The organism is Sedimenticola selenatireducens DSM 17993, from assembly GCF_000428045.1.
Classification (GTDB): domain Bacteria; phylum Pseudomonadota; class Gammaproteobacteria; order Chromatiales; family Chromatiaceae; genus Sedimenticola; species Sedimenticola selenatireducens.
This window is the reverse complement of sequence record NZ_ATZE01000014.1, coordinates 91,334-103,915: the sequence shown is the minus strand read 5'-3', so window position 1 is coordinate 103,915 and position 12,582 is coordinate 91,334. Positions and strand designations below refer to the sequence as shown.

Annotated in this window: 8 protein-coding genes; 1 reads left to right on the top strand and 7 read right to left on the bottom strand. The window is 55.8% G+C overall.

All coding sequences use genetic code 11. The features are described 5' to 3' along the window. Nucleotides 1-1,133: 1,133 nt before the first annotated feature. From ihfB to smc, 7 genes are all read right to left on the bottom strand, one after another. A complete protein-coding gene (ihfB, locus tag A3GO_RS0113100) occupies nucleotides 1,134-1,442 on the bottom strand; it encodes an integration host factor subunit beta (RefSeq protein ID WP_029133775.1) in 309 nt (102 codons plus the stop codon). 81 nt (nucleotides 1,443-1,523) lie between these two features. Further along, complete coding sequence (gene rpsA, locus A3GO_RS0113095) at nucleotides 1,524-3,200, bottom strand: 30S ribosomal protein S1 (RefSeq protein ID WP_029133774.1); 1,677 nt, start codon at nucleotides 3,198-3,200, stop codon at nucleotides 1,524-1,526. Between the two features lie 104 nt (nucleotides 3,201-3,304). Continuing rightward, nucleotides 3,305-3,970 carry a (d)CMP kinase gene (gene cmk / locus A3GO_RS0113090; protein ID WP_029133773.1) on the bottom strand — a complete coding sequence of 222 codons (666 nt, stop codon included), beginning with the start codon at nucleotides 3,968-3,970 and terminating at the stop codon, nucleotides 3,305-3,307. Further along, nucleotides 3,971-5,296, bottom strand: a complete 1,326-nt coding sequence (aroA, locus tag A3GO_RS0113085) for a 3-phosphoshikimate 1-carboxyvinyltransferase (RefSeq protein ID WP_029133772.1) — start codon at nucleotides 5,294-5,296, stop codon at nucleotides 3,971-3,973. 163 nt (nucleotides 5,297-5,459) lie between these two features. Beyond that, complete coding sequence (gene ligA / locus A3GO_RS0113080) at nucleotides 5,460-7,475, bottom strand: NAD-dependent DNA ligase LigA (protein WP_029133771.1); 2,016 nt, start codon at nucleotides 7,473-7,475, stop codon at nucleotides 5,460-5,462. Beyond that, complete coding sequence (zipA, locus tag A3GO_RS0113075) at nucleotides 7,472-8,314, bottom strand: cell division protein ZipA (protein WP_051302265.1); 843 nt, start codon at nucleotides 8,312-8,314, stop codon at nucleotides 7,472-7,474. The genes ligA and zipA overlap by 4 nt, the downstream gene beginning before the upstream one ends. Before the next feature lie 104 nt (nucleotides 8,315-8,418). Beyond that, nucleotides 8,419-11,925, bottom strand: a complete 3,507-nt coding sequence (gene smc / locus A3GO_RS0113070; protein WP_029133769.1) for a chromosome segregation protein SMC — start codon at nucleotides 11,923-11,925, stop codon at nucleotides 8,419-8,421. A gap of 211 nt (nucleotides 11,926-12,136) precedes the next feature. Between smc and queF the strand changes: the two genes are divergently transcribed. Continuing rightward, on the top strand, nucleotides 12,137-12,526 hold the full coding sequence (gene queF, locus A3GO_RS0113065; RefSeq protein ID WP_029133768.1) for a preQ(1) synthase: 390 nt from the start codon (nucleotides 12,137-12,139) through the stop codon (nucleotides 12,524-12,526). Nucleotides 12,527-12,582 lie beyond the last annotated feature (56 nt).

The following is a 12,582-nucleotide window of genomic DNA, read 5'->3' as shown; positions in this document are numbered from 1 at the left end:
TTTTGGTGAATTAATTATTCAGATTTTCTGGATATATAGCCTATCACCGCTAAACTCTGCAGCTATTTCCATAAACAGACATGATTGTTTTGAGCTCCTCCAGCACTGACTGGCGTGCTTTCAGACTGAGATGAGACAGCTCCGGCAGGGTCTGACCCTGCTCTAGCAGCTGGATTTCACGCCTCACTGCCTGACATCCTTTGTTACAGATCGCCTCTATACAGGCATCAATATCAAGGTTCTGCATAGCATCACTACTTCACATAAAATTCTGCACCGATTATATAGGAGATTATTCTGTCCCTGCCAGAGATCTGTTCATTCGATCACGCATCAGGATGAAATCTGGTTTATGCGTTCAAAATCAAGGCTTTTAATTCCATATCTCTTTCTGCAAAACAAATGTTCTATTTTCGTTCTCTTTGTACTATCATAGAACCATTAGAGAACAAGGACCGTCCTGGCGTGCGGCATACCAGGGAAAGATTGTCGCAATTAACCTTAAAGATGACCCACTACGTTAGGTACGCACCATGAAATATAAAAATGGTTATATCATGCAGGATCAGGTTCGCAATCAGATTTCCAGTCTAATGGCGTGCACTCCGAACAATAAGCCTTCACGCTCAGATTCCCGATTGCATCTGGTATCGGTGGCCGTGGTTACCTCTGTCTATCTATTGGCCATGGCTGTATCCGTCTAAGAAAAAATCGCACCTCGTTTCATATACGACGTGCCGGGACTATTTACAGCCAGATCAGGGATACTGAATACAACGCAGTGTCGAAGGTGCCCATGCCGAAATGGCTAAGCCTTAACCTGATCAAGCTTGCAAAGATTTACCAGGCTAAATTGAATGGTCTTATTGAATAGGTCGGATGGCGCTTGGCCCTATCAGGACAAACAGGCGGGAAAAACAGCGCCCCCTTATTTCACCTGGCTTTATCCAAGCTCCAATACACTATAAGCAGAAACAAACCCCGGCACTCTGACTCGAGACGAGCCGTAAATACCACCGGCCACGCCGCGGGTAAAGTATTCTTGAATAGTTACTCGAAGCTCGAACATATACCAAGAAAATTTAATCCGGAGCGCTATTTCCAGATTAATAGCATCAGGGTGTATTTCGTGATTAACCGGTTATTTTGGATCCGCTGGCGGCGCTTTCATTTACCCGCTCACGCAACTCCTTACCCGGTTTAAAATGCGGAACATATTTTCCTGCCAGCGCTACTGACGCTCCAGTCTTCGGATTACGCCCCTGTCTTGGTGGACGAAAATGAAGAGAGAAGCTACCAAAACCCCGAATCTCGATACGCTCCCCGGAGGCCAGGGTTTGACTCATCTGCTCCAGCATGCATTTGACAGCCAACTCCACGTCACGGTATGCAAGGTGGCTTTGTTCTTTTGCGATGACGTCAATCAATTCAGATTTTGTCATTCTTTTTGAATCCCCTTGATTAGGCCGGAACCCAATACTGGGTTCCGGCTTACCTAGATCAACTGCGCTTACCGCAACGGATCACTTCTTGGATGCTTCATCCATTTGTGCCTTCAGCATATCGCCAAGTGTAGCGGTACCTGTTGGTGCACTTGAATAGGACTTGATTGCTGCCTGCTCTTCGGCAAAATCCTTTGCCTTGATGGATAGCGTAATAGTGCGGTTCTTGCGATCCACACCGAGGAAGCGGGCTTCGACCTCATCCCCTTCCTTTAACTCGGCACGTGCATCTTCTACGCGATCCCTGGAGATTTCGGAGCCACGAATATAGCCCTCAATACCCTCTGCCAGGGTGACGACCGCACCGCGCTTATCAACCTCTTTGATAATACCTTTGACGATATCGCCCTTGGCATTATTCGCCAGGTAAGCGGAGAAGGGATCTTTGTCGAGTTGCTTGATACCCAGGGAGATGCGCTCACGCTCCGGATCAACGGAGAGCACAACCGTTTCCAGTTCCTGGCCCTTCTTGTAATCACGCACGCCCTCTTCACCCGCTTCATCCCAAGAGATATCCGAAAGATGAACCAGACCATCAATGCCACCGTCCAGACCGATGAACACACCGAAATCAGTAATTGACTTGATCTTGCCGGTAACGTGATCACCCTTCTTGTGGGTCTCAGCAAACTCTTCCCAGGGATTGTTCTTGCACTGCTTCATGCCCAGGGAAATACGACGACGCTCCTCGTCGATATCCAGGACCATAACCTCAACCTCATCACCCAGCTGAACCAGCTTGGAAGGATGAATGTTCTTGTTGGTCCAATCCATCTCGGAAACGTGCACCAGACCTTCAACGCCCTCTTCAATCTCAACGAAGCAACCATAGTCGGCGAGGTTGGTCACCTTACCAAAGAGGCGGGTGTTTTCCGGATAGCGGCGAGCCAGATTCGTCCAGGGATCATCACCCATCTGTTTCAGGCCGAGTGAGACACGCTGTTTGTCACGGTCGAACTTCAGGACCTTGACGGAAATCTCTTCACCGATCTCAACCACCTCGGACGGATGTTTGACGCGTTTCCAGGCCATATCGGTAATGTGCAGCAGACCATCAATACCGCCAAGGTCCACGAAGGCGCCATAGTCAGTAAGATTCTTGACAATACCCTTGATCTCAATGCCTTCCTGCAGACTTTCCAGCAACGCTTCACGTTCGGCGCTGTACTCGGTCTCAACCACTGCACGACGTGATACCACGACGTTATTGCGGCGCTGATCCAGTTTAATTACCTTGAATTCGAGATCCTTGCCCTCGAGATAGGTAGTATCGCGAACAGGGCGAACATCAACCAGTGAGCCCGGGAGGAATGCACGGATCTCGCCCAGTTCAACAGTGAATCCACCCTTAACCTTGCCGTTGATACGGCCGGTTACATTTTCTTCTGCTTCAAATGCTGTCTCGAGGACCTTCCATGCGTGATGGCGTTTGGCCTTTTCACGAGAAAGACGGGTTGCACCGAATCCATCTTCAACAGCGTCGAGAGCTACCTCGACCTGATCACCAACAGCGACTTCGATCTCTCCGGCCAGGTTCAAAAACTGGCTCTTCGGGATAACCCCCTCAGATTTCAGTCCGGCATTTACAATTACGGCGTCATTGGTGATTTCCAGTACGGTACCAACGATAATGGCACCGGTGCGCAGCTGAGTTTGCGCGACGCTCTCTTCAAAAAGTTCAGCAAAGCTTTCGGTCATGGGTTAATAATCCTAATCGGCGAACCGATTATTGTATCGACCTGATTACTACCGGGTCGACGTGGGTTGAAGTTAAAAAAAACAGCCCTGTAACGGGCCACCAGTTACACCAGGTTTGGCAGTGTTTCATGAACCCGTGCCAACACCAGTTCCAGCACCTCTTCAATAGAGAGTGCTGTTGAGTCCACAATCAACGCCCCATCGGGGGCTTTCAGTGGTGCTACGCTACGGTTACGATCCCGATCATCCCGTTCACGAATCTCCGCAACCAGACTCTGTAGGTTAGCACTTAAACCCTTCTCTATCAACTGCTTATATCGACGACGAGCGCGCTCCTCCGCGCTGGCGTCGAGAAATACTTTCACCTCCGCCCGGGGGAAAACCACGCTGCCCATATCCCTGCCATCGGCCACCAGCCCCGGCTCCACGGCACAAGCCCGCTGCCAGGTCAGCAGCGCCTCTCGAACCTCGGGCAACGCCGCTACTTTGGAGGCGGCATTGCCCGCCTGCTCAGTACGAATCGCCAGACTGACATCCTCCCCGTTGAGCAGTACAAGCCCCTCCCGGAATTCAATATCCATTTTAAGCGCCAGTCGGGCCAACTGTTGCGCATTATCAAGATCGACTCCAGCCCGCTCCGCCGAGTATCCAAGCAACCGGTAAAGTGCTCCACTATCAAGGCAACGCCAGCCCAGAATGCCGGCCAGCCGGCTGGCAATGGTGCCCTTACCAGAACCGCTCGGTCCGTCAATGGTGATGATTGGGGCCATTCAATTCTCCTCTTCGCTGTCGATAGCCAGCCCCACGGAGCCGGCCAACCTGACAAATCCGGGGAATGAGGTGTTCACGTTGCTGCAGTCATCAATGAGGATCTTCCCCTCTGCTCGCAAGGCCGCCATGGCAAAGGCCATGGCGATCCGGTGATCGCCGTGGCTGCCGACCCTGCCGCCCTGAATCGAACCGCCTTGAATCACGATTCCGTCCGGCGTTGGGGTCGCATCCACACCCAGGGATGCCAGACCATCAGCCATCACCTGAATCCGGTCACTCTCCTTGACCCTAAGCTCTTCCGCGCCCGTCAGAACAGTCTCTCCCCGGGCGCAGGCTGCAGCAACGAAAAGTGCCGGAAACTCATCAATGGCCAGTGGCACCTGATCAACAGGTATCCTGATACCGTGAAGGTCTGCAGAACGCACTCGCAGATCCGCCACCGGTTCACCCCCCACATCCCGCTGATTCAGAACCTCGATATCCGCGCCCATCAGCCGCAGGATATTGATCACCCCTTCCCGTGTCGGATTGATCCCCACATGCTCCAGCAGGATATCCGAGCCGGGGGCGATACTGGCACCAACCAGGAAGAATGCGGCAGAGGAGATATCCGCCGGTATGTCGATGTCACAGGCGGTCAGTTTCCCTCCACCGTTGAGAGAAGCGGTAGCCCCGACACGTTGAACCGGGTAGCCAAAGCCGCTCAGCATGCGCTCGGTATGGTCCCGGGTGGGAGCCGGCTCGGTAACCCGGGTTGTTCCCTTGGCATAGAGCCCGGCCAACAACAGACAGGACTTGATCTGGGCACTGGCCACCGGCAATGCGTAATCGATGCCATTCAAGTGATCAACCGGGTGAATCACCAACGGCGCGGTCCCCTGTTCAGTGGTTTCCACCCGCGCGCCCATGGCTCGCAAAGGATCGGTCACCCGGCGCATGGGCCGACTGGAGAGCGAACTGTCCCCAACCAATGTCAGTTCCAGTCCCTGGCCGGCCAGCAGCCCGGCCAACAGGCGCATGGAGGTTCCTGAGTTCCCCAGGTCCAGCGGACCAGACGGGGCTTTCAGGCCATGCATGCCGACACCCTGAATAGTGACTTTGCCATCCACCGGACCGGCGATCTCCACGCCCAGCGCGCGAAACGCCTGCAGGGTGGCCAGGCTGTCCTCTCCCTCCAGGAAACCGGTAATTTGGGTCGTCCCCTCTGCGAGTGAACCGAGCATGATTGAGCGGTGTGAGATCGATTTATCTCCCGGCACGCGCAGGGTACCTGTCAGGCAGCCTCCCGGCCGGACATGAAAAATCAGATTTTTGGCTGAACTCAATGGAGTCTCCAGAATATGAACCAGGGAAGGAAAAGGCCGCACAGCTTAGCCCTAAACGGACCTTAAGTAAATACCAAACAACAATAAAAAACAAAGAGTTAGGGACAGATCCAACGATATCAGCAAGCACATTCGGATGCTAAATGACAATAACTGCGCGGTACTATTCTTCCAGCAATTCGTTTAGTCCGGATTCATCAAGAATCGCTATCCCGAGGGTTTCCGCTTTGGTCAGCTTGGAACCGGCGTCGGCACCGGCAATCAGGTAATCGGTCTTTTTTGAGACACTGCCGGTCACCTTGGCACCAAGGGCTATCAGGCGCTGCTTGATCTCGTCTCTCGGCTTACTGAGAGTGCCGGTAATGACGAACACCTTGCCTGCAAGCGGCTGGCTGGCCAGATCCGGAACAGCGATCGCCTCCCAACGCACCCCAGCTTGGATTAGCGCCTCTATCACCTCCTGGTTATGCGCCTGGCGAAAGAAGGTGAAGACGTGCTCCGCCACCACCGGACCCACATCCGGCACCTGCAGCAGCGCATCGATATCGGCCCGCATGATCGGTTCCAGATCACCAAAATGATTGGCCAGTGACTGGGCCGTGGCCTCACCCACCTCGCGGATACCCAACGCAAACAGGAAACGTCCCAAGCTGGTCCGCTTGCTCTTCTCCAGTGCGGCAAGAAGATTCTCGGCCGATTTCCGGCCCATGCGCTCCATCCCCTCCAATGCAGTCAACTGGAGATGAAACAGGTCGGCGGGCGTCTCCACCATCCCCAGGGTAACCAGCTGGTCCACCAGCTTGTCCCCCAGCCCTTCAATATCCATGGCCCGGCGGGCGGCAAAGTGCTTGATGGCCTGACGCCGCTGCGCGGGACAGAACAGCCCGCCACTGCAACGCACTACCGCTTCATCCGCATCCCGAATGACATCGGCGCCACAGACCGGACACTGTTGCGGCATCTCGAACGGCCGGGCATCGGCAGAACGTTGCTCAGGGATCGATCGCACCACCTGGGGGATAACATCACCCGCCCGGCGGATAATCACGCTGTCACCCACCCGGATATCCTTGCGCCTGATCTCTTCCTCATTGTGCAGTGTGGCATTGGTGACGGTGACACCCGCCACGGTGACCGGTTCCAGTCTGGCCACCGGGGTCAGGGCGCCGGTCCTGCCCACCTGGATATCGATCGCCAGCAGGCGCGTCATCTCCTCCTGTGCGGGAAATTTTTGCGCAATAGCCCAACGCGGCGCGCGGGAGACAAAGCCCAGTCGCTGCTGTTGTTCCAGGCTGTCCACCTTGAACACAACACCATCGATTTCGTAGTCCAGGGCGGCACGGCGCTCGCCAATCTCCCGGTAATAGTCGAGACAACCCGCGGCGCCTTCAACCGTGCGCATTTCCGGCGAAATCCTTAACCCCCAATCAGCCAGGCGTCGAATACTCTCGCTCTGGGAAGCGGCCAGCGGCCCGCCGGAAATCTCACCAAAGCCGTAGCAATACATCGCCAGCGGCCGTTGCGCGGTAATCTTCGGGTCGAGCTGCCTCAGGCTGCCGGCAGCGGCATTGCGGGGATTGGCGAAACCTTTTTCTCCATTGACCCGGGCGCGCTGATTCAGTCGCTCAAAACCGGCCAGGGGCATATAGATCTCCCCACGCACCTCCAGCACTTGCGGCCAGTCTTCACCCAGCAGACGCAGGGGAACAGAGGGGATGGTACGCGCATTATGGGTCACATCCTCACCCCGACTGCCGTCCCCCCGGGTGGCGGCCTGCACCAGCAGGCCCGATTCGTAGCGCAGGCTGATAGCCAATCCGTCCAGTTTCGGTTCAGCGGTATAAATGACTTCGCCCACCTCACCCAACCGCTCCCGTACCCGGCGGTCGAAATCAACCATCTCTGTATCGGAAAAAGCGTTTTCAAGCGACAACATCGGCATCCGATGCAACACTTCGCCAAAGCCGTCCAGTGGCTGGGCACCTACCCGCTGGGTGGGCGAGTCCGGCACAATCAGATCGGGAAACTGCTGTTCCAGCGACTGCAACTCGCGCATCAGCCGATCATATTCACTATCCGGAACCTGTGGATCATCCAGGACATAGTAGCGATAGTTATGCAGATTGAGTTGTTCGCGCAGCTCAGCCGCACGTTGTAATATCGCCAGGGGAGTACTCATCGTTTACTAAGGGCCAGCTGGACCTGTCGGCGGTGTTCCAGGATTCGCTCGCGGATATGTTCGATAGTCTGTTTGCTGAGTACGCTGTGAGTCTCGTCCTGCAACTCTCCCTCCAGCAGGGCTGCCAGACGCTCAGCGGTGAACAGCATATCGGAGAAGGCTGCCAGGCCATCCTTGGGTCCCGGTAGCTGGCCGAACAGCACCAGGCCGGGCGTGCTGAACTCGCCCATTTGGTCCAATGGAAAAATACCCGGCTCAAGCATGCTGGCCATGCTGAAAACCACCCGTGACCTGGGACCGCTGGAATCATAGCGGTGAAAAATGTTCATATCACCGTGTTCGAGTTCCACATCCCGCGCCCCCCGCAGTATCTGTTCTCCGGAAAACGATCCCTTTGATGCCACCACATGGATCTGCAGGATCATGCCGGGCAGGCCCTCCCGGAGCAGTTCATCCTGTGCATCATCCGGATCGTCGGCGGTGAATAAAAAGGACTCCTGTCGTATCGCAGGCTCTATTTCACGGTAGGCTTCATGTGCAACACTATCAAGCTGCTTCAGTTCGGCCTCCAGCTCCTCGTCATCCGAATCATCATCCGCGTCATCGAAGGAAATCCGGTCGACAACCGGTTCGGCCAAGTCCTCACGCTCGGGTGCGTCACTCCAACTGGGGTCAACGCGCTCCGTCAAGTCTTCCGGGGATTCAAAACTCTCAAGCTGAGCCTTGCGTATGGCATGCACCCGGGCATTGACCTTTTTGTGACGATCCCAGAAATAGATCCCCAGAATCAGGCCTACGCCGGCAAGAAACAAAATCAGACGAAGTATATCGGCATCCATTCGTTTACAGGTTCACTAGTGTCAGTGTCATGCGGTTGATAGTACAGCGCCCATGGCGTTTTTTGTACGCTTTTCATCAAATCGACGGCGCCCTGAACCATGTCTTACATGGCCGCCAGCTCGGCTGCCTCCGAAATATCCACCGAGACCAGACGTGATACACCCGGTTCATGCATGGTGACACCGGTGAGTTGATTGGCGATCTCCATGGTGATCTTGTTATGGCTGATAAAAATGAACTGGACCTGTTCAGACATGGATTTCACCAGTTCACAGAAGCGCCCCACATTGGCGTCATCGAGCGGTGCATCCACCTCATCCAACATACAGAACGGTGCCGGATTCAGCTCAAAAATGGCGAATACCAGGGCCACCGCGGTGAGCGCTTTTTCACCACCGGACAGCAGATGAATACTCGAATTGCGCTTGCCCGGCGGTCGCGCCATGACCGTGACACCGGTGTCCAGCAGATCCTCACCAGTCAACTGAAGATAGGCATGCCCACCGCCAAACAGCCGGGGGAACTTCTCCTGCAGACCGCTATTGACCTTGTCGAAGGTCTCCTTGAAGCGGGTGCGGGTCTCCCGATCAATCTTGCGGATGGCGTTCTCCAGGGTTTCGAGAGATTCGGTCACATCGGCATGCTGGGCATCCAGGTATTTCATCCGCTCGGACTGTTCCTGGTACTCATCGATAGCTGCCAGATTAATCGGTCCGAGGCGGCGTATGCGCCCATCCATCTGTTCTACCAGTTGCTGCCACTCATCAATAGTGGCCTCGCCCGGCAACTCAAGAAACAATTGTTCACGCTGAAAACCGGTCTCTTTCAGCTGTTCTTCCACGGTCTTGCAGCGAATCAGCACCTCCTGCCGATTCATACGGGCCTGGTCCATGGTGGTGCGCTGACGCATCACTTCCTGCTCACAGGCCGACCGCTCCTGTTCCAGCCGTCTGACCCTGACATCAATCTCTTCGAGAGTCGCGCGCGCCTTGGCCAGTTCTGCTTCGACCTCCACCCTCAGGGCAAGCTGTTGTTCCAGCGCCTCGCCCTTCTCAAGCAGCGGTATCTGCCCCTCCTCCAGGGAGTGCATCAGCTCTTCCCGGCGTGCTGTGAGATGTGCAAGCTGCCCCTGCATGCGCTCCAGACTCTGGGTCAGGGAGGCGTGTGAACTGCGCATGGATTCAATCTGCAGGGCGACGGCATGGGCCTGATTGCGCTGCCGGTTTGACTCCTCACGGATTTCGTTCAGCGTCCGACTGAGGGTTTCGCGCTGCTGTACCAGCATTTCACGTCGCTCACCCAGTGTTTCCATCTCCTCCAGGGCGGCATGCAGACGAGCCCTGGACATCTCCAGCTCATCCCGATCATTTTCGGCCTGGTCGCGTAACTCATCCATCTCGCGCTGAATAGTTTCGCCGCGGTGTTTCAGATGCTCCGCACGGGTTCGCTTGCCGGTCAACAGGGAACGCAATTCAGAGAGACCCCGGTTAACTTCATTGAGCTGTTTCTGTGCCAGCTCTTTCTCTTGTTCGGCCGCATGCAGCTGCTCACGCCCCTCGGCCAGTGCGATTGAAGCCTGCTCCGTCTGTTCGTCCAACTCGGCGATACGCTCATCCAGCTGGCGAATCTCCTGTTCACGCGCCAGTACTCCGGAGGTCTCATCTTCTCCGCGACTCAGACGCAGCCAGTTGCTGCCCAGCCAGATGCCGTCCGGGGTAATGACAGACTCGTCGGCTTTCAAGCTGCCGCGCATGGCATAGGCATGGGCCAGATCATCTGCCGTGCGGACATTACCGAGCAGACCGTTCAGCGGCCAGGGAGAGTTGATCCGGTTCAGCAGTGCATCCGCGACAGCTGGTCGCTCTTCCCCGGCGACACTGGTATCGAACAGGGAGAGCGTGCCGGCTTCAAACGTAGTCAGCATCGTTTCCAGGTTATCCAGCCCATCGCTGCAAACCGACTGCAGATGAAAGCCCAGTACGGTTTCCACAGCCCGCTGCCAACCGTCCTCAACCTCGATCTTCTGGGCCAGTCGGGATGCCTTCCCCAACCCCTGGGTCTCCAGCCACTCGGTGACCGCATGCTCCTGTTTACCCAATGCCGCCTGCTGCAGCGCTTCCAGCGAGGCGTAACGGCCGCGTGCTGTCTGCAGGGCCGCGCGCGCCTCGTCCAGCTGCTGTCCGGTGTGCAGGTTTTCCTGGCGAATAGTGGTTATTCTGTCGGCCGCCGTGGCCAGATTCTCCTGCAGCAGCGCGGACTGCTCCTCGCGCTCCTGCTCCTGCAACTCCAGCGTTTGGATACTGTCCAGCAGTTGCTGATCATTCAGCCGCTCCTGTTCCTCCATGAACCGCTCAAGTCGTTTCTGGGTCTGACTGCTTTTGTCATCAAGATGATTAATCCGGGTGCGTTCCACCTGCGCCGTCTGCGCCGGTTCCGCCGCCTGATGATTAAATCGCTCCCACTCATTCTGCCAGGACTGCATGGCCTGCTCGGCATCGGCCAGTCTGGCGGCGGATTCCAGTTCGATCTCCCGCGCCTGCTCCAGCAACGGCTCCTGCTCTTCCAGACTGGCATTCAGCTCTTCAAGCCGCGCCTCGTCCTGCTGACGGTGATCGCTGGACTCCTGCCACGCCTGTTCGGTCTGGTGCAGATCATGCTCGAACTGGGCACGACTCTCCTTGGCGTATTGAATCGACTGCTCCAGACGGGCGATTTCGCTGCCGACCGCGTAGAAACGCCCCTGCACCTCGTTGAAGCTGTCATTGGCTTCTGTATGACCACTACGATCTTTTTCGATCTCGGCTTCCAGCCGCCGTTGCTTGGCGATGGCTGCCTCCAGATCGGTCTCCTGCTCCAGGATATCCTTGTCCCGACGCTTAATATCGTCATCCATGCTGCGCCAGCGCAGCGCCAGCAGCTCGGCCTGGAGCCGGCGCTCCTGTTCCTTGTACTCCTTGTATCGCTCCGCGGTATTGGCCTGGCGCTGCAGATGCTGTAGCTGCTTGGCGATCTCATCGCGCAGATCGTTCAGCCGGTCCAGGTTCTCTTTGGTGCGGCGAATCCGGTTTTCGGTATCGCGGCGCCGCTCCTTGTACTTGGAGATGCCGGCCGCCTCCTCCAGGAAGGCACGCAGATCTTCCGGCCTGGCTTCAATCAGCCGCGAGATCATCCCCTGCTCGATAATGGAATAGCTGCGCGGACCCAGCCCGGTACCCAGAAACAGGTCGGTGATATCACGCCGCCGGCAACGCACGCCGTTCATCAAATAGTTGGACTGGCCGTCCCTGGAGACCTGGCGCTTTACAGAAATAGTGCTGTACTGGGCGTACTGTCCGCCGGCAGTACCGTCGCTGTTATCAAACACCAGTTCAATGCTGGCGGTACCGACCGGCTTACGGCTGGTCGAACCGTTAAAAATGACATCCGCCATCGACTCGCCACGCAGCATTTTGGCCGAGCTCTCGCCCATCACCCAGCGAACCGCATCAATTACATTGGATTTTCCGCAGCCATTTGGTCCGACAATTCCGACCAGATTACTCGGGATGTGCACGGTCGTTGGATCGACAAAGGATTTAAATCCGGCCAGTTTGATTTTTTCTAAGCGCATAGACTCGGTAACATACAGCTAGGCGGACCCGGACACAAGAGAACCAGGTCTGGTTATTTTACTTTAAATATTTCTTTTATCTTATTGTTTATTAACGCTAATTAATTGTTATATCTAATATTTTTCCGGCCATCTAAAGCACTCGCTTCAGGCCGGCCGGCAACTCCCGTATAATCGCCGAATTTCTTCTACAGATCGAGAACATTTGCACATGCCAAGCCAACCCAGCAAGACCTTGGAAACTTTCGACAATCCCCAGCCGGAAAGAGACTACACCATCCGCATCGAGGTACCTGAGTTTACCTGTCTCTGCCCGAAGACCGGACAGCCCGACTTCGCTGAGCTCACCATTGAGTACATTGCCGATAAACTCTGCGTCGAGCTGAAGTCCCTGAAGATGTACGCCTGGTCATTCAGGGATGAGGGAGCCTTTCATGAGGCGGTGACCAACCGGATTCTAAGTGATCTGGTAGCGGCCACCCAGCCCCGCTTCATGCGCCTGACTGCAGACTTCAATGTACGTGGCGGTATCTATACCACAGTGGTGGCCGAACATCGGGCGGAAAACTGGCAGCCACCGGTCCCGGTCACCCTGCCCTGAGCCATTTTACCGGCGTTGTCCCCGTGGACGCCCGGAGCCAACAGCTCAAGGCGTTC